The following is a 21792-nucleotide window of genomic DNA, read 5'->3' as shown; positions in this document are numbered from 1 at the left end:
GTCCCTTACCTAGGGACTTTTTTCTTAAATACAAAGGAGTTTTTATGAATTTATTTAAAATTATTATACTCGCTTGCATTCTAAATTTATCTAGTCTATTTGCACAAAACATTACTATAGGAGCCACTCCAAATCCTTTTGGTAGCTTACTAGAACTAATGAAAGATGATTTTAAAAACAAAGGGTATGAGCTTAAAATAGTAGAATTTTCAGACTATATTTTGCCCAATCGTGCATTAGAGGAAAAAGAACTTGATGCAAATTTATATCAACACAAACCTTTTTTAGAAGAATACAACCTAAAGAAAGGTTCAAATTTAATTGCAACAACGCCTGTACTTATAGCTCCAGTAGGAGTTTATAGTAAAAAAATCAAAAATTTAGAAAATCTTAAAGAAGGTGCTAGAGTTGCTATACCTAATGATGCCACTAATGAAAGTAGAGCTTTAGAGCTTTTAGAGAAAGCAAAATTAATAGAGCTTAACAAAAATACTCTAAAAACCCCATTGGACATAAACAAAAATCCAAAAAAACTTAAATTTATAGAGCTTAAAGCCGCACAACTTCCAAGAGCTTTAGATGATGTTGATATTGCTATAATTAATTCTAATTTCGCACTTGGAGCCGGTCTGAATCCAAGTAAAGATACTATTTTTAGGGAAGATAAAAATAGCCCTTATGTAAATTATGTTGTGGTACGCTCAGAAGATAAAAATAGCGAAAAGACCAAAGTAATTGATGAAATTTTAAGAAGCGATAAATTTAAAGCCATCATTAATGAACATTATAAAGATATATTAATCCCAGCTTTTTAGGAGTATAGCATGAATATTAAAAAAATATTTTTAAGTGTTTTATTTACAATTAGCCTTAGTTTTGGAGCAGATAAAACCATAATCATAGGTGCAACACCAACGCCTTATGCTGAAATTTTAAATTTCTCTAAACCCTTATTTCAAGAAAAAGGTTGGAAGTTAATAGTTAAGGAATTTAATGACTATAATATACCTAATATCGCTTTAAATGAGAAAGATTTAGATGCAAATTTATATCAGCATAAACCTTTTTTAGATGATTTTAATACCCACAAAGGAACAAATTTAAGTTCTTTAGGTGCTATTGTTTTAGTTCCTATGGCTATATATTCTAACTCCATAAAAGATATAAAAGACATTCCTAATGGTGCTAAAATCGCTATACCTAATGATACTACCAATGAAAGCAGAGCTCTTGATTTACTAGCTAAAGCAAATTTAATAGAGTTTAAAAGTCAAAGCACCCTTAAAACCCCTATTGACATAAGTAAAAATCCAAAAAAACTTAAATTTATAGAGCTTAAAGCCGCTCAACTTCCAAGAGCCCTAAATGATACTGATTTGGCTATTATTACCACAAACTATGCTCTTGGAGCAGGCTTAAACCCTTTAAAAGATGGTATTTTTATGGAAGATAAAGATAGTTTATATGCTATTGTTTTAGCTACAAGAAAAGGTGAAGAAACAAGTCAAAAAAGTCTTGTTATTAAAGAAATTTTAACAAGCGATAAAATTAAAAATTTTATCATAGAAAAATATAAAGGCTCTGTTATCCCTACTTTTTAACTCTATACAAAGCCTTCTAAAGGCTTTGTTAAACTTATAAAAGCTAAAATACTATTTATTACATTATAATTCTTAGGATAAAAATGAAAATTATTTTTTTAACTTTTTTTATTGTGATAAATTATATCCAAGCAGCTAGTTTAGAAGAAATCAAAACAGCACTGGCTAAAGAATTTAGAAATAATTTTCCTAAAATTATAATTTCTCAAATTGATTTAAAAATAACATCACTGCCTAAAGATTTTGATCAATATGAATTTCTAAGAATCGCTAATGGGCGTTTTAATCAAGCACAAGGCTTTTTAAGGGCTGAATTTAAAACTCCGCAAAATATACAAAAAAATGTATTTTTTAGATATTTCATTCAAGCAAATTTAGAAGTTTTAAAAAGCGAACGTGCTATAAAAAGAGGAGATAAACTTGGAGCTTTTGACTATAAAAGCGTATTGATTGATTTTGATAAAGTTCCTTTAAATGCCTTAACCTTAGATGATGTGGATAATCTTGTAGCTAAAAGCAATATTAACAAAAACACCATTTTAAGAGCAAATATGTTTAAAACCACAGCTTTAATACGCCGAAATGATCCTATAATCGGGCTTTTAAGCGAATCAAATGTTGATGTTTTAATCGAACTTGTGGCTTTGCAAAGTGCAAATATGGGCGAAAGGATTCGTGCAAAAAACAAAGAAGGTAAAGTTATACAAGGCATCGTAGTGGGTAAAAATAGGATGATTATACAATGAAGGTTTTATTAGGAATTTCTGGTTCAAGCAGTGTCAATTTAGGCTTAAAATTATTAAAAAATTTAGAAAATCAATGCGAACTTTATTGTATTTTAACCCAAGGTGCAAAACTTAGCTACAAAGCTGAAAATCAATCAAATTTAGAAGAAATTTGTCAAGAAAATTTTAAATACACTCATTTTTTAGATGATAAAAATTTAAGTCTAAGTGTAGCAAGTGGATCTTTTGGAATAGAAAAAACCATCATTGCTCCTTGTTCGATTTCAAGTTTAGCAAAAATTCACGCTGGTTTTGCAGACACTCTTTTAATGCGTGCTGCAGCAGTGGCCTTAAAAGAAAGAAAAAAACTCATCTTAGGCGTACGCGAAATGCCTTTTTCTACTTTAAATTTAGAACATATGTTAAAACTTAGCCAAATGGGAGTTATTATCGCACCTCCTATTATCGCGAGTTATTCTAAAGCAAACAATCTAGAGCAAATGGAAAATTTTATCGTAGGTAAATGGCTAGATCTTTTAGAAATAAAACACAATTTATATGAAAAATGGCAAATTTTTTAGTTTAAATTTGTTATATTTTTAAAAAAAATTGGAGCAAAAATGACTTGTTTATATCCTGGGACTTTTGATCCTATTACCAACGGGCATTTAGATGTTATAAAACGGGCTTTAAAAATTTTTGATGAAGTCATCGTTGCCATAGCAAAAAGTGAACATAAAAAACCTTGCTATGATTTAGAAAAACGCAAAGAACTAGCCCTGCTTGCAACACAAAATTTAAAAAATGTTAAAATCATTGCTTTTGATAATTTACTTGTAGATTTAGCCAAAGAATTAAAAGTTAATACTATAATCCGTGGACTTAGAGCGGTGAGTGATTTTGAATACGAATTGCAAATTGGCTATGCAAATCACGCACTTTGGGAAGATATGGAAACCATTTATCTTATGCCAAGTCTAAAACATGCTTTTATTTCAAGTTCTATTGTGCGTTCTATAGTAGCACATGGGGGTGATGTAAGTTCTCTTGTTCCAAAAGAAATTCTACCTTTTTTAAAGGATCAATCTTGTATGTAGTTTTTGAAGGTATTGACTGCGTAGGAAAAAGTACGCAAATTTCACTTTTAAAAGAAATTTATAAAGACGCCATTTTCACACTCGAACCTGGCGGAACAGAACTTGGAAAACATTTAAGAGAAATTTTACTTAATAAAACTCATCCTATTAGCAAAAGAGCTGAACTCTTGCTTTTTTTAGCTGATCGTGCTCAACATTTTGAAGAAATCTTAAAAACCAATCAAAACAAACTCATTATTAGCGATAGAAGTTTTATTTCAGGCATGGCTTATGCCAAAGATTTTGAAAACGATTTGCTTTTTGCTTTAAATAGTTTTGCTTTAGAAAATTTTTTTCCACAAAAAATTATCTTTTTAAAAGGAGATACAAACCTTATCCAAGAACGCCTCAATCAAAAAGAACTAGATAGCATAGAAAAACGTGGCATTGAGTATTTTTTAAGCGTGCAAGATAAACTCGAAAAAGTGCTTCATTTTTTAAAAGAAAAAATTTCTATAGAAATTTTAACACTTAACGCAAAAGAAAATAAAGAAAAATTACACCAACAAATAAAGGAATTTTTATAATGATTAACGCTTTAAAAGGAATGAAAGATTTATTAGATAAAGATGCATATTATTATGAAAAAGTGATTAAAATCTGTGAAGAAGTAGCTAAAAACTATGGCTTTACTTTTATCAACACACCGCATTTAGAACTTTGCACCCTTTTTAAAAGAAGCGTAGGAGAAAGTTCTGATATAGTAGGCAAAGAAATGTATGAATTTATCGATAAAGGCGAAAATCATGTTTGCATGCGTCCTGAAGGAACTGCTGGGGTGGTGCGTGCCTATATAGAAAAAAAACTCGATAAAAACACTAGTGTGAAAAGATGGTTTTATCATGGTTCCATGTTCCGCTATGAAAGACCTCAAAAGGGACGCTTAAGAGAATTTCATCAATTTGGCGTTGAAAGTTTTGGAAACGCAAGCGTTTATGAAGATGCCAGTATTATTTTAATGTTAGTAGAAATTTTTTCACGCTTAGATATTAAATTTAAACTACTGATTAACTCTTTAGGTTGTTTAGAATGTATGCCAAAATATCGTGAAAATTTGATACATTTTTTAGATAGCAAAAAAGGTTTTTGCGAGGATTGTTTGCGTAGAAAAAACTTAAATCCCATTCGTGTTTTAGACTGTAAAAATGAGCATTGCCAAAGCTTACTTAACGATGTTCCGCTTTTAAATCAAAATTTATGCTCATCTTGCCAAAAAGACTTTGAAATTTTACAAAGCGTTTTAAAAGAAAACGGAGTGGATTTTGAAGTGGATTCTAAACTTGTTAGAGGGCTTGATTACTACTCTAAAACGGCTTTTGAATTCATTAGCGATGAAATTGGTGCAAAAGCTGCTATTGCTGGCGGCGGAAGATATGATAGACTTATTGAATACCTTGATGGAAAAAGTGGTTTTGGTGTAGGTTTTGCCATGGGTATAGAAAGAATTATAGCTATTTTAGAACAAAAAGAAGAAAAGGTTCAAAGAGAAGGAATTTATCTTTGTGCTATGGATGAAATTTATATCCAAAAACTTTTGCATATCGCTACAAATTTAAGAAAAGAACATAAAGTGCTTTTAAGCTATGAAGCAAGAAAACTAGCTAAACATCTTGAAAACGCGGATAAAAATAATGCTGAAATTTTTCTTTGTATGGGAGAAAATGAAGCACAAAATGAAAGTTTGTTTTATAAAAATTTAGCAAAAAAAGAAGAAAAAATGATTAAAATTTCAGACTTAAAGAAGGTTTTATAATGGATTATGGTATTGATATTTGGGGAAATGAAAATTTCATTATCAAAAATGGTAAAGTTTGTATCAATCATGAGAAAAAACCTGCTATTATTGATATAGTTAAAGAATTAAGAGATGATGGATACAAGGGACCTTTACTTTTAAGATTTCCTCATCTTATTCAAAAACAAATTGAAAATATTTACGGAAATTTCAATAAAGCAAGAAAAGAATTTGGCTATAAAGGAGGATTTAACGCTGTTTATCCTTTAAAGGTAAATCAATACCCTGGTTTTGTAAAAAATCTTGTAAAGCTTGGAAAAGACTATAACTACGGACTTGAAGCAGGTTCTAAAGCAGAGCTTTTACTCGCTATGGCTTATAATAATGAAGGTGCACCTATTACAGTAAATGGCTTTAAAGATAGAGAACTTATCAATATAGGCTTTATCGCAGCTGAAATGGGACATAATATTACTTTAACCATAGAAGGACTTAATGAACTTGAAGCTATCATAGACATAGCCAAAGAACGCTTTAAACCCAAACCAAATATAGGCTTACGTGTGCGTTTGCATTCTGCTGGAGTTGGAATTTGGGCAAAAAGCGGTGGGATTAATTCTAAATTTGGACTTACATCCACTGAACTCATAGAAGCAGTAAATTTACTCAAAGAAAACAAACTTTTAGAACAATTTACCATGATTCACTTTCATCTAGGCTCACAAATTACCGAAATTCATCCTTTAAAAAAAGCCTTAAACGAAGCAGGAAATATTTACACAGAACTTAGAAAAATGGGGGCTAAAAATCTAAAAGCTATCAATCTTGGTGGCGGTTTAGCTGTGGAATACTCACAATTTAAAAATGAAAAAAGTAGAAATTATACCTTAAGGGAATACGCTAACGATGTAGTTTTTATCCTAAAAAATATAGCTGAACAAAAAAAAGATTTAGAGCCTGATATTTTCATAGAAAGCGGACGTTTTGTAGCAGCCAATCATGCTGTTTTAATCGCTCCTGTATTAGAACTTTTTTCTCAAGAATACGCAGAAAACAAACTCATACTTAAAAAACAAAATCCAAAACTTATCGATGAGCTTTATGATCTTTATAAAAGCATAAAACCTTCCAATGCTTTAGAATACTTGCACGATAGCATAGATCATTTAGAGAGTATTCTAACTCTTTTTGATTTGGGCTATGTGGATTTACAAGATCGTTCCAATGCTGAAATTTTAACTCATTTGATTACGAAAAAAGCCATCTTGCTTTTAGGCGATAAACAAAATCCTGCGGATTTACTTGCCATACAGGATGAAGTGCAAGAAAGGTATTTGGTAAATTTTTCACTCTTTCAAAGCATACCCGATTTTTGGGGCTTAGAACAGAATTTCCCCATCATGCCCCTTGATCGCTTAGATGAAGAACCGACTCGAAGTGCAAGTATTTGGGATATAACCTGCGATAGCGATGGAGAAATTTCATATTCTAAAGATAAACCTTTATTTTTACACGATGTAGATGTAGAAAAAGAAAATTATTTTCTAGGGTTTTTTCTTGTAGGTGCCTATCAAGAAGTACTTGGAATGAAACACAATCTTTTTACTCATCCCACTGAAGCTATTATAAGTATCAATGAAAAAGGCTATGAAGTTGAGGGGATTATAGAAGCACAATCCATACTTGATGCCTTAGAAGATTTAAACTATGATATACACGCTATCATGGATATACTTAATGAACGCATAAGTAATTCTAAGCTTGTAAATGACAAGCAAAAAAAGCATATTTTAGGGGAACTTTATCTTTTCTTAAATGATAATGGTTATTTAAAAAGCATAGGAGTTTAGATGAATTTTTGGGGTATTATAAAAGAAGATTTTTCTCAGCCAAAGGCACAAGATCCAGCTTTTAATTCTTGTATAGAACTTTTTTTTAATTACCCTGGAGTGTGGGCTGTAGTAAATTACCGCTTTGCACATTTTTTTTATATAAGAAATTTTAAACGTATTGCAAGAATGATTAGTGGAATTTCACAATTTTTAACTGGGGTAGATTTACACCCTGGCGCAGAACTTGGAAGGCGTGTTTTTATAGATCATGCCAATGGAGTGGTTATAGGTCAAACAGCAATTATAGAAGATGATGTTTTAATTTATCAAGGCGTTACTTTAGGTGGAACAAGCCTAGAAAAAGGTACTAAACGCCATCCAACCATAAAAAAAGGAGTGATCATAGGCTCAGGCGCAAAAGTACTTGGCAATATCACCATAGGAGAAAATGCCAAAATAGGCTCAAATGCTGTAGTGGTTAAAGATGTAGGTGCAAATTTAACTGCCGTTGGAATTCCTGCTTATATTATCGAAGAGCGTAAAAATAAAAACATTAGAGCCATAGATGCAAATTGCGATGACAAACTAGAAAAGTTAGAAAAGAAAATTTTAGAACTTGAAAATCTTATATTAAAACAACCTGAATCACAAAAATAATAATTTTTTATAATACATAAAATTATATGTATTATTATGCGTATTAATTTTTCCTAAAAATTAATACAAATTTTCACATTTATTGAAATTTATAACTCATTTTTAAATTAAATTTATTGTAAAAATGCAATTTTCTGCTAAAATTAAACAAAAATTATCAAGGATTGAAAAATGCTTACAAAAAGATCTCAAGTTTTAGAAGAATCTATCACTTTAGCCATCACTGCACTTGCCAATGAACTTAAAGCCAAAGGCGAAGATATCATTAGTTTTTCAGCAGGTGAACCTGATTTTGACACACCACAAACTATCAAAAATGCCGCTATAAGTGCTATTGAAAAAGGATGTGGAAAATACACTGCTATTGCGGGAATTCCTGAAGTATTAAAAGCTATTCAAATCAAATTTAAAAAAGATAATAATCTTGATTATGAAACAAGCGAAATTATCACCAATGTAGGCGCAAAACACTCTCTTTTTGAATGTATAGAATGTTTAGTAGAAAAAGATGATGAAGTGATTATCCCTAGTCCTTACTGGGTAAGCTATCCTGAAATGGTAAAATTTGCAGGTGGAAAACCTGTATTTGTAGAAGGCTTAGAAGAAAATGGCTTTAAAATTACCGCTGAACAATTAAAAAAAGCTATCACAGCTAAAACCAAGGTTTTGATGCTAAACTCTTCTTCAAATCCTGTGGGATCGATTTATTCTAAAGAAGAATTAACTCAAATTGCTAAAGTTTTAGAAGGAACGCAAATCACTGTTTTAAGTGATGAAATGTATGAAAAACTTCGCTATGATGGTTTTGATTTTGTAGCTTTTGCAAGTGTAAGTGAAGATGCTTTAAAACGCACTGTAACTATTAACGGACTTAGCAAATGTGGAGCTATGCCAGGATGGCGTTTTGGCTATATGGCAAGCAAAAATAAAGCCCTAATTTCAGCCGTTAAAAGACTTCAAGGACAAAGCACTTCAAATATTTGCTCCATTACTCAACATGCGGCCATTCCTGCTTTAAATGGAGAATGTGATAAAGATATAGAAAAAATGCGTCAAGCCTTTGAAAAACGCCGTAACTTAGCCTTAGACATACTTAAACAAATCCCAAATATCAGTGTTTATAAACCAGAAGGTGCTTTTTATCTTTTTGTAAATATACAAAAAATAGAAAAAGATTCTATGAAATTTTGTCAAAAATTACTTGAACAAGAAAAAGTTGCCGTTGTTCCAGGTGTAGGTTTTGGAATGGATGGATACTTCAGACTTTCTTATGCCACAAGCGATGAGCTTATCAAAAAAGGTTTAGAAAGAATAGCAAATTTCATTGCTTCTTATTAAGCCCTAAAGCCTTAAAATTACTTTAAGGCTTTTTAAGCACAGCATTTACCCTTTGAACACTATCTGATTTATTTAAACTCAATCTTATTATAGAATTTTCCAATCCACCTAAAGAATGCGCTACATTTGCCTCTAGGCTTATCATATCTAAAACATTTAATTCAAATTTTTCCTTTTCCACTTCAAACCAAATTTTACCACTTAAAACTTGAACATGTATAGCAAAAGGAGCTTTATGCTCTTTCATCACACTGTCTTTAGCTAATAAAATTTGAATTTCTTTACCTTTTTCATTGTCAATTAAAACATTGATTTTCACTTCTTTTGGGTTAAATTCCGCCCTATTCCATTGAATGATTTTCACAAAATCTCCTTTTTTAGTTTTATAAAACTATAGCAAAAACCAAAATATAAATTATAAACTTGTGTTAATTTATCCTTCTTTCCACCAAAAATCCTGTTTAAATTTAGCCCCTATTTCATAAGCCTCGCCCATTTTTGGTGTGATAAGGGGTAAATCTAAATTTTCATAAAGAAATTTTATCACTTCATTCCACGCGTGAGTTCCTGCTAAAAATCTCCCCCAATGTATAGGCATGACAGCCTTTGCATTAAGATCTTTTGCCTCTTTTAAAATTTGCTCAGGAAAAGAGTGTGAATATGGCCAAGCGATATTAAACTGTCCGCTTTCAAGACAAGCTAAGTCAAAACCTCCAAAATACTCACCTATTTTTTTAAAATGCGTAAAATACCCTCCATCTGCACTAAAAAACACTCTTTTATCTACACTTAAAAATTCCATCACAAAAGAAGCCCAAAGGGTTTTGTTTTTGCCATCACCCCTACTTGAACTGTGCTGTACAGGTGTTGCAATGATTTTTAAATCATCAAATTCTATTCCATTCCACCAATCAAGCTCTATGATTTTTTTCTCACTCACCCCATAGCTTTTTAGATAATTTCCCACTTTTAAAGGAGTGATAAAAAATTTAGCCTTATCTTTTAAAACTTTTACACTCTTAGCATCTAAATGATCAAAATGCGAATGCGTGATAATCACAGCAAAAATTTCATTAAAATCATTTATATTATAAACAGGAGCATTTTTAAAAGCCTTGTTGATAAAAGAAATGGGCGAAGCATGAGTGTTAAAAATAGGATCAATCAAAATTTTATATTCTTTAAAACTTGCAAAAAGCGAAGAATGGCCAAGCCAAGTAATATGTGGGGTGCTAAAATCACTCAAATCAGGCTTAAAAAAAGGTAATTTAAAAGAAGGAATGGCATTTTTTGGATAAAGATAATAATACCTCAAAATTTCTCTAAAAGATACTTTAGGAGTTATAAGGCTTTGCTCGTTTTCATTAAGAAAAATTTCATATTTTTTACCCTGTATTTTTTTAGCTTTTAATCTTTCATTATTTGAAATATCAAAGGTTTTAAAAAAATCTACACTCATAAACATTTATCCTTTTTTGACAATTTTATACTTTAAAAATCATTACAAACCATATCAAACATGGTATTTGCTATCTTGTCTTTAAATTCTATATTTTGATTAAATTGTTTAAAAAGTTCTAAATTTAACTCCAAGATATCTTGAATTTTATCTTTTAAAAGTGCATCAAACTCGATACGAGAATTTTGCATATCGGATTTGCTAAAAGTTTCACGTATTCTTTCATTTTTTGCTATATCATCTTTTATATCGTATAAGATTTTAGCGATTTTATCGCTTTCATTAAAGTCTATATTTGCGTATTTGTTATTAAAATCTTTGATGATGTTTAAAAGTTCTTCTAATTCAGCTTCAACACTTTTGCTCGAACCATCTGCAAACAAAGGCTTTAGCTCTCCATTTCCTTGCAAAATGATATCTTGTGTTTTATCAAGTTGTAAGCGATAACTATCAAAATCCACATTATCTAAAATTCCTTTGGCTAAATCCTCTGATTTAGGCAGATGATCTTACTAGCAAGTTTTTTAAGCAATATATAGAGTTTTTCAAGCTCTATGTCTTCATAGGGTAATATTTGTGCAAGAAAAGAATACTCTTTAAGATAAGTTTTTGCTTTATTATAAAAATCTAATTTTTCATCATCACTTTTTTGATTAAATCTATCTAGCATTATGTCCAATTTTGCATGAATGATATTTTCTTTTTCTTTTCTTAAAATAGCATTTGTAAAATCATCTATTTCTTCTTGGGTATAAATTTCATACTCATTTAGATTTGCTTTTAAATCAAAAATTCTATTATCATCTGTGGGCTTCACTTAAGTAAGTTTGTTCATAAAATATACTAAAAGATTTTGCTATATCTTATGGGTGTTTACAAAGTCTAGCACGAAAGTATTTTCCTTGTTTTTGCAAGTTCAGTTTAGTCTTGATAGAGTTTGTACCGCACTTACCCCGCTTAATGCTTTATCTACATACATAGTATGTAATAATGGCTCATCAAATCCGGTTTGATATTTTTCCGCAACGATTAAAAAACGATACTCATCTTTTTTAAACTCATCTTTTAAAACATTTTCTGCAAAACCATTTAAACCACTTTCGCTATAAATTTCACCTTCTAAATTTACTTCACCTGAAAAAGCCACTATAGCTTTAAAATATGGATAATTTTTTCTTAAATACTCTCTAAAAACAAGATAATACTTCACAGCATTTTCTCTTGAGCTTGCTACAACCATAGCTTTTGCTTTGCCATTTATCTTTTTAAAGCTATTTTGGAAAAAATGCTCACACATGATTTGTGATTTTTGTTCGATTGTTTTTATATTGTTTTGGACATAGGCTTTTAGTTTTGCGTTTGCTCTTTTTTTGTCGTATTTTGGATTGTCATTTGTACAAGATATGATTTTATAGTAACTTTTATACGTTGTATAGCCTTTTAATACATCGAGTATAAAACCTTCTTCTATAGCTTGTTTCATCGAGTAAAGATGAAAAGGGATAAACATTTGTTCTCCATTAACATCACAAGGCATACCAAACATTTCTAAGGTTTTTGGCTTAGGCGTAGCGGTAAATGCAAAATAAGAAGCATTGCTTTGGAGTTTTTTATTTTTTATGATTTCTAAAATTTCATCATCTAAATTTTGATTTTCATCACTACTTTTATCCCTTATGGCTTCTGCCATTTTTTGAGCGTTGTTTCCGCTTTGACTAGAGTGTGCTTCATCGATGATGATAGCAAAAGTTTTGCTTTTTAAAGTTTTGATCTCATCTAAAATGAAAGGAAATTTTTGTATGGTTGTGATGATGATTTTCTTACCTTCTTCTAAAGCATTTTTAAGCTGTTTGCTTCCATGAGTGATGGCTTCGACTAGATCTTTTGTCTTCTATGAAAAAGATTTTACATTTTCTCTTATTTGCCTATCAAGCACTTTTCTATCGGTTACTACGATGATAGAATCAAAGATATTTTTTTTAAGTCTATGTAAACTTACAAGATTATGCGCAAGCCAAGATATAGAATTACTCTTACCACTTCCTGCACTATGCTGAATCAAATAGCATTGCCCTGTGCCGTTTTCTTTTGCATGGGCGAGTAGCTTTTCTACTACATCAAATTGATGGTATCTAGGAAATATGATGATTTCTTCGTTTTCTTTTTTCACAACTTGCACAAAATTAAAAAATAAATTTAGCAAAGTGTCTTTTTTAAAGATTTTCTCCCATAAATAAGCTGTTTTTATACCATCACTTGGTGGGTTGCCTGCTCCATTTGCTAAGCCTATTTTGCCACTACCATTATTTAAACCAAGGTTAAAAGGTAAAAATGTAGTCGCATTTTGATCTAATTTTGTACTCATATAACAAAGATCATTATCTAGTGAAAATGCACTATCGTATAGTTAAATATAGTTTCTTTTGGGTTTCTATCTTTTTTATACTGCTCTATAGCGTGAAAGACATTTTGCCCGGTGAAATGGTTTTTAAGTTCTATAGTGATAAGGGGCAAGCCATTTAAAAAGATCACAATATCAAGGGAGTTTTTATTTTGCGTGCTATAGTGAAGTTGGCGTATAATAGAAAGGGTGTTTTGCTCGTATTTTTTCACGCTTTCTTCGTTTGCACTAGTATTTGGTTTTGAAAAGGCTAGGTAAATTTTAATGCCTTTGATCTCCACATAGCTTTGCAAGACTTTGACTATGCCTTTGGTTTTAATCTGTGAGAAAATACGATTAAAAAGTTCTTTTTTATAGTTTTGCCCACAACGCTTTTTAAGCTCTTCTAATGCTACACTTTGCGTAGCTTGTAAGAAATTCTCAAAAAGTTCTGCATCTAAACATAAATTTTTATCGTAATTTTCATTTGTTCTTTTGATATAGGCATTATTTTCTAATAAATATGATTCTATGAAATCTTCAAGCTTCTTTTCTGTGTAGTTAGTCATTGTTATTCCTTAGTATCTTTTGCGAAATCAAATAAAGTTGGTTCTAAACTTTCTTCTTTTTGTTTTCTTCTTTTTTGGCCAAATTTTGTAATTTTAGAAATATCATTAATTTTTATACCATAAACTTTTTTTACTCTATATAATGTTTTAGTTTCTTCCCCATAATCATCAAAAGTTCTACTAATTTCCAATTGGCAATTAATGGTTGTTCCATTAATAAAATTATACTCTTGCTTAATGACAGCGTTTTTAAAACCACTATCACCCATACTAAAATCAATTTTTTCTCCATTATAAATACCTTTCCATTTATATTTACCTTCTTTTAATACAGGTGATATTATTTCAATATCAGCATCTTCAACAATTTCTGTGTCTTTGTTCTCTTCAATAATAAAAGATTTAAATTGTTCTCGTTCAATAATTAATTCATTTGAATTGTTAATTTGATATCCTATTTTTTTAATTTTTTCATAATTTTCTACTTTTTTATAAAAATTTGATAATAATCTATATATTTTATGATTTTCTTCTATTTTTTTAATATACTCATTTTGAGATTTTTTATTTTTTAATTCTTCTTCTTTTAATTTTAAATCAAGTTCTTTCAGTTTAAACTCAAGATCTTTTAATTTCAAATCTGCATTTTGTAATCTATTTTGACCTGTTAGATAAAAAGTTAAAATATTATTTACAGCCGGAGCAAAATAACCTAGAATACATCCTATTAAATATATTATTATATTTTCCTTTAGTCCGCCTTCTTCTCTAGCTTGGCTTTCAAGTTTAATTTTTATATCTAAAATGTTTCCTACTTCATTAATAAAATTTAGAAAATCTTTCTCCATAGCATTGCGAACAAAAGCATTCATTGGATGAGAGTTATCATCAAAATAATAATGAATTTGAAAATTTTGTTTTATATTTTCTAAAATTTCTTCTTTCATCTTTTCTCCCTTTACAAATTAATCCTACCGCATACAGCTTGGTTTATAAGTGTGGTTTTGTATTCTTTTATTAATTTTATTTGTTTTTCGGTTTTTTCTATCAATAAATCTATTTTTTCGCATTTTTCATCTAAAAAATTTGCGATTTGTTCTTGCTCTTTTAAAGGTGGAAGTGGAATTTTAATATCTTTTAAATTTGAAGCATAAATATGAACTATGATTTCACCTTTTGAATTAATACTTTTGCAAAAATTAGCATATTTTGTATTTAACACATAAGATAAAAATAAAGCATTATTTTCTTTTTGTCTAAAAATAATCACATCACCACCGGCAAATGCATTATCATCGCCTAGATAGACAATGCTTTTTCCTATGTCTTCTTTAGTTTCTCCAGAACCCGAAAATAAAATATCTCCATTGTATATAGGTGTCGTACTCAGTAAAGTTTTTTTAGAAATTTTAGAATATAAAAAATGTGTTTTTATTTGATATTTTGTATAAATATCTCCATAAAGAATAGCCGGCTCTCCATATTCAACTAAATCTTGTCGTGATATACCATTGCCTTTAAGAAATGTTCCAAAATTTGCAAGTCTTTTTACTTCCCAATGCTGTGGAATTTCGCCAAGCCATTCTATGCCACTATCTTTGAAATTTGTCATTGTATGATCTCTTTTAAAAGATCTTGCACTTCTTTTTCTAGCTTTTCTAATTCGTTGTTTATTTCTTCTAGTTTTCTTAGTGGAGTATAGGTATAAAAGTATTTGTTAAAAAGTATTTCATAACCCACACTGGCACTATCCCAAGCTATCCAAGAATTTTTCATATAGGGTTTTACTTCTGTGTCGTAGTAGCTTTGTATGTTTGTTTTGAGTGGGATTTTTTCGGTGTTGTTGGTTTTATCACTATCGATGATGAGGTTTTCTTCACTTTTTTTGAGTTTTACACCTAAAAAGCTTATAAATTCATTTCTATCTTCAAAATCTTGTGGGTTTTGCTCTAACTCTTGTAATTTTTCTAAGATTTTGTCTTTGTCTTTGAATTTTGCAAATTTTTCATCATCTTTTAAAACTTCTATACTTTTTGGTTTTTCTATAGTGATTTTAGTATAGCCAAAGTCTTCATTGTCATAAATTTTGCAGTCTTTGTTAGAAATATTATCTAAAAATAACTTAGTGATTTTTTCTATATGTTCTTTTGTTATTTCATTTTGTTTAGAGCCTAAAGACTTTTTCATCTTAGAAAAATACTCTTCGCTTGTAGCGTTTATAAGCTGGACTTTGCCTTTTTTATGTTCTGGCTTTTTGTTGGTGATGATCCATATGAAAGTAGGAATTCCTGTATTGTAAAACATATTTGTAGGTAGAGCGACTATAGCTTCAAGATAGTCTTTTTCTATGATATGTTTTCTTATGGCCACCATGCCACTATCTGAGTTAAAAAGTGATGAGCCATTATGCACGCTTGCAATGCGAGAGCCTAAAGGGGTATCTGTTTTCATCTTGCTAAGCATATTGAGCAAAAACATCATTTGCCCATCGCTTTTGCTTGTGATACCTACGCTAAATCTTGGGTCATTGCAAGTTGAATTTAAACCTTTCTTTTCTACCCCTAGAATTTTTTGATCATTTTCCCAAGACTTACCATAGGGTGGATTGCTAAGCATGAAATCAAATTTTTTATCTTGTTGATCATTGCTTAAAGTGGAGCCAAATTTTTATGATCTGGATCTTCGCCTTTTATCAGCATATCTGCTTTGCATATGGCGTAGATTTCAGGGTTGATTTCTTGTCCGTAAAGATAGATGTTTGCTTTTGATTTTATAAGGCCATCAGGATCTGTGATAAATTCTTTTGACTCTGTGAGCATTCCACCGCTTCCACAAGCATTATCATAAATAAGCCATGTTCCTTTTTTGATCTGTTCTTTTACGGGTAAAAATACAAGATGGGTCATAAGCTCTATGATCTCTCTTGGGGTGAAATGTTCTCCGGCTTCTTCATTGTTTTCTTTGTTAAATTTACGAATGAGTTCTTCAAAAACATACCCCATGCCAAGGTTGCTTAAGCCTTTGTGGATAACATTTCCTTTTTCATCTAAGATATCTTCTATGCCAAAATTTACCCTAGGTGAGCAAAATCTCTCTATCACTCCAAAAAGTATGTTTGATTCTTTAAGGTGTCAAGTTGGTTTTTGAATTTGAATTTTAAAATGATATCTTTGATATTTTCACTAAAACTTTTCAAAATTTATTCTGATATTTTTTGGATCATTTAGAAGGGTTTGTAGGCTAAATTTAGAATAATTAGAAAAGCCTAGGTTGTTTCCTTGTTTTCCGCCTAGTATAAAATCTAAATTTTCAAATTTATCTTTATAAGTGTTGTAAACTTTGAGAACTTTATCTTTTGTAGGTTCTAAAACTGCATCTACTCTTCTTATAATCGTCATAGGTAAAATAATATCGCGGTATTTACCCTTTACATAAACATCACGAAGTAAATCATCTGCCACGCTCCATATGAAGTTGATAATGGGTTGGAATTGGCTTTGTTCCATGATGCGTTCCTTGTGTTTTATTAATAATATATTATATAAGATCACTACTAAAAAATATTTAAAAATTAAATAAGATAAAATAGAATTGAGTTCAAGCCTTTTAAAAAGGCTTGAATGGAGATTTTGGAAGATTACTCAACTTCAGCGTCGATTACATCGTCATCTTTTTTCTTTTTATCATTGGCTGTGTTTGGCTCATCTTTTTTATACATATTTTCAGCTAACTTATGAGAAACTTCACTTAAAGCTTTCATTTTGCTTTCAATCTCTTCTTTGCTTGCATTTTGATTTTTCAAAGTCTCGCGCAAATCATCAAGAGCTTTTTGGATATTTTCTTTATCAGCAGCAGCAACTTTTTCACCCAACTCACTTAAAGATTTTTCTACTTGATGAGCCAAGCTATCAGCTGCATTTCTAGCATCTACAGCTTCTTTGCGTTTTTTATCTTCTTCTTTGTGAAGTTCAGCATCTTTTACCATGTTATTAATTTCTTCTTCGCTAAGTCCACTTGAACCTGTGATTTTGATCTCTTGAGCCTTACCTGTTGCTTTATCTTTTGCACTAACAGTTAAAATACCATTTGCATCGATATCAAAAGTAACTTCGATTTGTGGCATACCGCGTGGTGCTGGTGGAATTCCTTCAAGATTGAAATTTCCTAAAGATTTATTATCACGACTAAATTCTCTTTCCCCTTGTAAAACATTGATAGTTACAGCACTTTGATTATCTTCAGCGGTTGAGAAAACTTGCTCTTTTTTAGTTGGAATAGTTGTACCTTTTTCGATAATCTTAGTCATTACCCCACCTAGAGTTTCTATACCCAAAGAGAGCGGAGTAACATCAAGTAAAAGCACATCTTTAACATCGCCTTTTATAACCGCACCTTGAATCGCCGCACCAATAGCTACAACTTCATCAGGATTTACAGACTTGTTAAGATCTTTATTAAAAGCTTTTTTCACTTCTTCTTGCACTAAAGGAACACGAGTAGAGCCTCCTACCATAACAATTTCTTTAATCTCATCTTTTTTAAGACCTGCGTCACTTACTACTTCATTGATTTTAGTGATGGTTTCAGCCACTAAAGAATCAATCATACCTTCAAATTTAGCTCTAGTAAGTTTTTTAACCAAGTGTTTTGGCCCACTTGCATCTGCTGTGATAAATGGTAAATTAATTTCAGTTTCATTAGCTGAGCTTAATTCTTTTTTAGCGTTTTCAGCTGCTTCTTTCAAGCGTTGTAGAGCCATAACATCATTTTTAAGATCTATGCCTGTTTCATCTTTAAATTCATTAGCTAGAAAATCTATAAGTTTATTATCAAAATCATCGCCCCCTAAGAAAGCATTACCACCTGTTGCTAAAACTTCTACTACATTATCGCCAGTTTCAAGCACAGTAACGTCAAAAGTTCCCCCACCTAGATCATAAACCACGATTTTTTCACTATCTTTTTTATCAAGTCCATAAGCTAGAGCTGCTGAAGTAGGCTCATTGATAATTCTTAATACATTAAGTCCTGCTATCGTTCCTGCTTCTTTTGTCGCTTTTCTTTGTGCATCGTTAAAATACGCAGGTACAGTAATAACTGCATCTACAACACTCTCGCCCAAGAAAGCCTCAGCATCTTCTTTTAGTTTCATTAAAACTTTTGCTGAAATTTCTTGCGGAGTATAAATTTTACCTGCAATCTCAATAGCACAAGCACCATTTCTTTCAGTGATATGATAAGGAAGTCTTGTTTTAGCTTCTTTAGCCGCGTCTTCATTGATCATCAAACCCATAATTCTTTTAATAGAATAGATAGTTTTTTCAGGGTTAGTTACCGCTTGGCGTTTTGCGCTATCTCCTACTAAAACCTCACCTTTATCTGTAAAAGCTACCACAGAAGGAGTTGTATTTTTACCTTCTTTGTTTGGGATTACTTTACTTTCGCCGCGTTCATACACAGCAACACAAGAATTGGTTGTTCCTAAATCTATACCTATAACTTTACTCATTTTTTATCCTTTTTATTAAAATTTATTTTGCTACACTAACTTTGGTTGGGCGGATTACGCGATCGGCTATTTTATAGCCTTTTTGAAGCACGGTAACCACTTCACCACTTTGATGATTTTCACTATCTACATGAAACATTGCCTCATGTAAATTTGGATCGAACTCTTTTTCTTCTTTAATAAGAGCCACTCCATGCTTTTCAAGTTTTTTAAGAAACAAATCTAAAGTGTTTTGCACTCCTTCTTTGATTTTTAAGCTAATTTCATCATGACATTCGACATTGATAGCTGCTTCTAAAGCATCCAAAACATCAAGCAAATCCTTTGCAAAGCTTTCATTTGCATAAGCCATAGCACTTAGCTTTTCTTTTTCCATTCTTTTTTTAATATTTTCAAATTCAGCGTTTGCACGCATATATTTGTCTTTTAATTCATCATAGTCTTTTTGCAATCTGTTTTGCTCAACATCTTCGATATTTTGCAAATTCTCATCTTGCAAATGTTCAGAATTTTCTGCGTTTTCATTTTCAAATTCTTGCTTTTGCTCGCTCACGCCGCCTCCTTTATGTATTGTAATATTTTTTTATAATCCGTATAAACACTACCTGCTAAGATAATATTTACATCTTCGCCCAAAAACTGCGCATCCACCTTAAGCCCCATAAAACCTTCTTTAAATAAAGGTTCAAATTCAAGACTTTCTTTAAAATAACGATGAACTCCGCAATCTAAGAGCTTAACAAATTCATCATTTTGATAAATTTGATAAGCTCTTTCTTCATTGCTTCTATAGCAAATCAAATTTTGCCTTAAGCTAGCTATTTTTTCTACAAGATCCATAAAATGAACCCTCAAAGCTATTTTTTCTATACTAAAAAGATCCAATCCTATAAGACTTTGTAAAAAATTCCATGCTTCTTTTTCATATTTTAAAACGAGCTCTTCTTCTTTAAAATCAAGCACTATAAACTTAGCATTTAGATCAAGCACTTCTTTAAGCACTAAGCTTCTACCACCATAAACAAGACAGTAAATTTCAAATTCTTTACTCAACTCTTTTAAAAAATTCTCACTTTTGATATTGATATCTTGATCTTGTTCTTTTTTCCAAAAACTTTGCCAGTAATTTTGCATTGTCAAAATAGTAGGAATTCTACCACTACTTATATGAAGCTGAGTGATCAAACCCTCGTCGCTAAGCCTTTTAAGATAGACGCGTATAGTTGAAGCAGGGATGCAAAGATTTAAATTCAATTCATTTGAACCAATAGGAACATTATCTAAAAGATAAGTTTGGATGATAGAATCTAAAATCAAATCCTTTTTATCTCGGCTTTTCATAGCTCTTTCCTTAAATTTTTAGCACTCTATTTTTTGATTGCTAGAAGTATTATACAACATTGAGTGTTATTTTGTCAAGTATAAATATAAAAAAATATACTTAATTTTATTTAGTCTATATGACTAAACTTTTATTAGTTACTTTTTTATAAGAATACAATATATCAATATATCAAAATAAAAATAACAATACACTTTACAAGATAATTATAAAAACTAAGCCCAAATTTTAATTAAATCAGCTATTTTTCCATAACTTGTAGAATTTGTATCAAAATAAGTTTGCTTCATTTCGTTGACAATTTCACCAAGATTGTCATAATTAAGTTTAGTTGCATCTTCAGGTTTTAAACCTAGCATTTTTGCACTTCTTTGTTTGAATAAATCCACAAAAGCTTCATAGAAAATTTTAAATTTATCCAGATTAAAAACAAGTTTTTTATTACCAGTTTCTTTATCTTCAACTTCATCAAAAATTTTATCAGATAATTGCATTTTAAGTAGAGATTTTTCATCTTCACTTAAATCATCATATTTTACACCTTTACCTAATTTATCCAAGATATCTTTAATTTCTATTGTATTAGTTTGATCAAATTTAGTTAAAGTTAATATACCTACACTTTCAGTCCATCCAGAATTTGGAGCTTTGGTTTTCACTGCTTGCATGCCAGTTTCGCTAAAACTATAAGTTCTCCATTAAAATCTCCATCTTTTCTTATCATTTTATCAAGCTCTAAACCTATAGTTCTACCAGCGTAATCTGTATCTTTGGTATCATCTGGACGCATTTCTCTAAAATCTTTTTCAAAACCAAATAGAGTATCCACACTACCATTTAATTATGTATAAGATTGCACAAAAAGTCCTAAATTTGTTTCCTGTGCTACAAAACCACTTTCGTATCTTCAAGCTCATAATCTTCTAAATATCCATCATTATTTCTATCGCTAGCCACATAAGCTCTAGTATATGCTATATCAGCACACCATCCAGCCACAAAATTTTCAGCTTTTCCACTTAATATATATGATCCATCAAGTCTTTTAGTCATATCTTCTTTATTAAATTTAATTCCCATTTTATTGATAACTGTTTAACTTAAAGCACTACGAACGAGTTTATTTGTAATAGGATCTCTAAAATATATAGTAGTCATACCTCTTTCAGCTTTTTTTACTTTATCACTCACCTTTTGATTGAAAACTTTTTCATCTTCTAATCTTTGAAGCATAGTTTGAGCTACATCTGTTTTTTGATCTTGAAATGAAGAGGAATTTTCGTCTTTTTCATTAAGAATCTTTGGCTTTAAATTCAACTTAAAAGATTTATATACACTAGCTTGCTGAGAAGATTTAGATATGGGTTGAAAATGATTAAGAAATTTTATAAAATCCATTTTGATGCCTTCAAATTTTCGACATCTTTTCAAAAATATTGCTAATATATTCTATGTAATTTTAACTTAGAAAATTTTAAATTTTATCCTCTATTACCTTCCAAACCCCTA

The 21792-nt window shown here is 30.5% G+C and carries 21 protein-coding genes and 2 pseudogenes; 10 read left to right on the top strand and 13 right to left on the bottom strand.

Translation table 11 applies throughout. The features are described 5' to 3' along the window. Window positions 1-44 precede the first annotated feature (44 nt). The 10 genes from FBE93_RS01185 to FBE93_RS01140 all read left to right on the top strand — a co-directional run bounded on the left by FBE93_RS01185 (window position 45) and on the right by FBE93_RS01140 (window position 9024). Window positions 45-815, top strand: coding sequence for a MetQ/NlpA family ABC transporter substrate-binding protein (locus tag FBE93_RS01185; protein WP_002857015.1), 771 nt, complete (start codon window positions 45-47; stop codon window positions 813-815). A gap of 9 nt (window positions 816-824) precedes the next feature. Further along, window positions 825-1601 (top strand): MetQ/NlpA family ABC transporter substrate-binding protein, encoded by a 777-nt coding sequence (locus tag FBE93_RS01180; RefSeq protein ID WP_048818643.1) that lies wholly within the window; start codon window positions 825-827, stop codon window positions 1599-1601. Window positions 1602-1684: 83 nt separating this feature from the next. After that, a complete protein-coding gene (gene flgA, locus FBE93_RS01175) occupies window positions 1685-2347 on the top strand; it encodes a flagellar basal body P-ring formation chaperone FlgA (protein WP_165434089.1) in 663 nt (220 codons plus the stop codon). Continuing rightward, entirely contained in the window at window positions 2344-2907 is a 564-nt protein-coding gene (locus FBE93_RS01170; RefSeq protein WP_002934455.1) for a UbiX family flavin prenyltransferase, read from the top strand. Before flgA ends, FBE93_RS01170 begins: the two co-directional genes overlap by 4 nt. Before the next feature lie 39 nt (window positions 2908-2946). After that, a complete protein-coding gene (coaD, locus tag FBE93_RS01165) occupies window positions 2947-3423 on the top strand; it encodes a pantetheine-phosphate adenylyltransferase (RefSeq protein ID WP_002852633.1) in 477 nt (158 codons plus the stop codon). Further along, a complete protein-coding gene (gene tmk / locus FBE93_RS01160; protein ID WP_002934454.1) occupies window positions 3414-3989 on the top strand; it encodes a dTMP kinase in 576 nt (191 codons plus the stop codon). Before coaD ends, tmk begins: the two co-directional genes overlap by 10 nt. Beyond that, window positions 3989-5215, top strand: a complete 1227-nt coding sequence (gene hisS / locus FBE93_RS01155) for a histidine--tRNA ligase (RefSeq protein ID WP_002934453.1) — start codon at window positions 3989-3991, stop codon at window positions 5213-5215. Before tmk ends, hisS begins: the two co-directional genes overlap by 1 nt. Then, window positions 5212-7047: a biosynthetic arginine decarboxylase gene (gene speA / locus FBE93_RS01150; RefSeq protein WP_072225844.1), complete on the top strand. Its 1836-nt coding sequence runs from the start codon at window positions 5212-5214 to the stop codon at window positions 7045-7047. Before hisS ends, speA begins: the two co-directional genes overlap by 4 nt. Continuing rightward, the gene (gene cysE, locus FBE93_RS01145; RefSeq protein WP_002893248.1) at window positions 7048-7686 is read left to right on the top strand and encodes a serine O-acetyltransferase; all 639 of its coding nucleotides are present in this window, start codon (window positions 7048-7050) and stop codon (window positions 7684-7686) included. Between the two features lie 171 nt (window positions 7687-7857). Then, complete coding sequence (locus FBE93_RS01140) at window positions 7858-9024, top strand: pyridoxal phosphate-dependent aminotransferase (RefSeq protein ID WP_002934450.1); 1167 nt, start codon at window positions 7858-7860, stop codon at window positions 9022-9024. Window positions 9025-9046: 22 nt separating this feature from the next. Here the strand turns inward: FBE93_RS01140 and FBE93_RS01135 are convergent, their stop codons facing one another. The 13 genes and pseudogenes from FBE93_RS01135 to FBE93_RS08260 all read right to left on the bottom strand — a co-directional run bounded on the left by FBE93_RS01135 (window position 9047) and on the right by FBE93_RS08260 (window position 21681). Further along, window positions 9047-9388, bottom strand: coding sequence for a cupin domain-containing protein (locus tag FBE93_RS01135; RefSeq protein WP_002934448.1), 342 nt, complete (start codon window positions 9386-9388; stop codon window positions 9047-9049). Window positions 9389-9457: 69 nt separating this feature from the next. After that, complete coding sequence (locus tag FBE93_RS01130) at window positions 9458-10483, bottom strand: MBL fold metallo-hydrolase (RefSeq protein WP_165434088.1); 1026 nt, start codon at window positions 10481-10483, stop codon at window positions 9458-9460. Between the two features lie 32 nt (window positions 10484-10515). Continuing rightward, window positions 10516-13432 (bottom strand): annotated as a pseudogene (locus tag FBE93_RS01125) (DEAD/DEAH box helicase family protein). 2 nt (window positions 13433-13434) lie between these two features. Next, window positions 13435-14379 carry a hypothetical protein gene (locus tag FBE93_RS01120; RefSeq protein ID WP_165434087.1) on the bottom strand — a complete coding sequence of 315 codons (945 nt, stop codon included), beginning with the start codon at window positions 14377-14379 and terminating at the stop codon, window positions 13435-13437. Between the two features lie 11 nt (window positions 14380-14390). Beyond that, on the bottom strand, window positions 14391-15044 hold the full coding sequence (locus tag FBE93_RS01115) for a restriction endonuclease subunit S (protein ID WP_002934436.1): 654 nt from the start codon (window positions 15042-15044) through the stop codon (window positions 14391-14393). Then, window positions 15041-16938 (bottom strand): annotated as a pseudogene (locus tag FBE93_RS01110) (class I SAM-dependent DNA methyltransferase). The gene FBE93_RS01115 and the pseudogene FBE93_RS01110 overlap by 4 nt, the downstream one beginning before the upstream one ends. Window positions 16939-17069: 131 nt before the next feature. Further along, entirely contained in the window at window positions 17070-18941 is a 1872-nt protein-coding gene (gene dnaK / locus FBE93_RS01105; protein WP_002893252.1) for a molecular chaperone DnaK, read from the bottom strand. A 22-nt stretch (window positions 18942-18963) separates the two neighbouring features. After that, complete coding sequence (grpE, locus tag FBE93_RS01100) at window positions 18964-19494, bottom strand: nucleotide exchange factor GrpE (RefSeq protein ID WP_002893254.1); 531 nt, start codon at window positions 19492-19494, stop codon at window positions 18964-18966. Beyond that, window positions 19491-20282: an HrcA family transcriptional regulator gene (locus FBE93_RS01095; protein WP_002856966.1), complete on the bottom strand. Its 792-nt coding sequence runs from the start codon at window positions 20280-20282 to the stop codon at window positions 19491-19493. The genes grpE and FBE93_RS01095 overlap by 4 nt, the downstream gene beginning before the upstream one ends. A 216-nt stretch (window positions 20283-20498) precedes the next feature. Continuing rightward, complete coding sequence (locus FBE93_RS08275) at window positions 20499-20951, bottom strand: hypothetical protein (protein WP_171831929.1); 453 nt, start codon at window positions 20949-20951, stop codon at window positions 20499-20501. After that, window positions 20939-21112, bottom strand: coding sequence for a hypothetical protein (locus FBE93_RS08270; protein ID WP_171831928.1), 174 nt, complete (start codon window positions 21110-21112; stop codon window positions 20939-20941). Before FBE93_RS08270 ends, FBE93_RS08275 begins: the two co-directional genes overlap by 13 nt. A 56-nt stretch (window positions 21113-21168) precedes the next feature. Next, window positions 21169-21363 carry a hypothetical protein gene (locus FBE93_RS08265; protein ID WP_171831927.1) on the bottom strand — a complete coding sequence of 65 codons (195 nt, stop codon included), beginning with the start codon at window positions 21361-21363 and terminating at the stop codon, window positions 21169-21171. Window positions 21364-21378: 15 nt separating this feature from the next. Continuing rightward, on the bottom strand, window positions 21379-21681 hold the full coding sequence (locus FBE93_RS08260) for a hypothetical protein (RefSeq protein ID WP_172669132.1): 303 nt from the start codon (window positions 21679-21681) through the stop codon (window positions 21379-21381). Between the last annotated feature and the right edge of the window lie 111 nt (window positions 21682-21792).

It is taken from the genome of Campylobacter sp. CFSAN093229 (assembly GCF_011068225.1).
GTDB classification, from domain to species: Bacteria; Campylobacterota; Campylobacteria; order Campylobacterales; family Campylobacteraceae; genus Campylobacter_D; species Campylobacter_D jejuni.
The sequence above is the reverse complement of the archived record's forward strand: the minus strand, read 5'-3'. Positions and strand labels throughout refer to the sequence as shown.

What these genes read in the sequence shown, in the direction of transcription:
- FBE93_RS01185 (WP_002857015.1), top strand. Translation starts at nt 45, where the DNA reads ATGAATTTATTTAAAATTATTATACTCGCTTGCATTCTAAATTTATCT.
- FBE93_RS01180 (WP_048818643.1), top strand. Translation starts at nt 825, where the DNA reads ATGAATATTAAAAAAATATTTTTAAGTGTTTTATTTACAATTAGCCTT.
- flgA (WP_165434089.1), top strand. Translation starts at nt 1,685, where the DNA reads ATGAAAATTATTTTTTTAACTTTTTTTATTGTGATAAATTATATCCAA.
- FBE93_RS01170 (WP_002934455.1), top strand. Translation starts at nt 2,344, where the DNA reads ATGAAGGTTTTATTAGGAATTTCTGGTTCAAGCAGTGTCAATTTAGGC.
- coaD (WP_002852633.1), top strand. Translation starts at nt 2,947, where the DNA reads ATGACTTGTTTATATCCTGGGACTTTTGATCCTATTACCAACGGGCAT.
- hisS (WP_002934453.1), top strand. Translation starts at nt 3,989, where the DNA reads ATGATTAACGCTTTAAAAGGAATGAAAGATTTATTAGATAAAGATGCA.
- cysE (WP_002893248.1), top strand. Translation starts at nt 7,048, where the DNA reads ATGAATTTTTGGGGTATTATAAAAGAAGATTTTTCTCAGCCAAAGGCA.
- FBE93_RS01140 (WP_002934450.1), top strand. Translation starts at nt 7,858, where the DNA reads ATGCTTACAAAAAGATCTCAAGTTTTAGAAGAATCTATCACTTTAGCC.
- FBE93_RS01130 (WP_165434088.1), bottom strand. Translation starts at nt 10,483, where the DNA reads ATGAGTGTAGATTTTTTTAAAACCTTTGATATTTCAAATAATGAAAGA.
- FBE93_RS01120 (WP_165434087.1), bottom strand. Translation starts at nt 14,379, where the DNA reads ATGAAAGAAGAAATTTTAGAAAATATAAAACAAAATTTTCAAATTCAT.
- FBE93_RS01115 (WP_002934436.1), bottom strand. Translation starts at nt 15,044, where the DNA reads ATGACAAATTTCAAAGATAGTGGCATAGAATGGCTTGGCGAAATTCCA.
- dnaK (WP_002893252.1), bottom strand. Translation starts at nt 18,941, where the DNA reads ATGAGTAAAGTTATAGGTATAGATTTAGGAACAACCAATTCTTGTGTT.
- FBE93_RS01095 (WP_002856966.1), bottom strand. Translation starts at nt 20,282, where the DNA reads ATGAAAAGCCGAGATAAAAAGGATTTGATTTTAGATTCTATCATCCAA.
- FBE93_RS08275 (WP_171831929.1), bottom strand. Translation starts at nt 20,951, where the DNA reads ATGCAAGCAGTGAAAACCAAAGCTCCAAATTCTGGATGGACTGAAAGT.
- FBE93_RS08265 (WP_171831927.1), bottom strand. Translation starts at nt 21,363, where the DNA reads ATGGGAATTAAATTTAATAAAGAAGATATGACTAAAAGACTTGATGGA.
- FBE93_RS08260 (WP_172669132.1), bottom strand. Translation starts at nt 21,681, where the DNA reads ATGGATTTTATAAAATTTCTTAATCATTTTCAACCCATATCTAAATCT.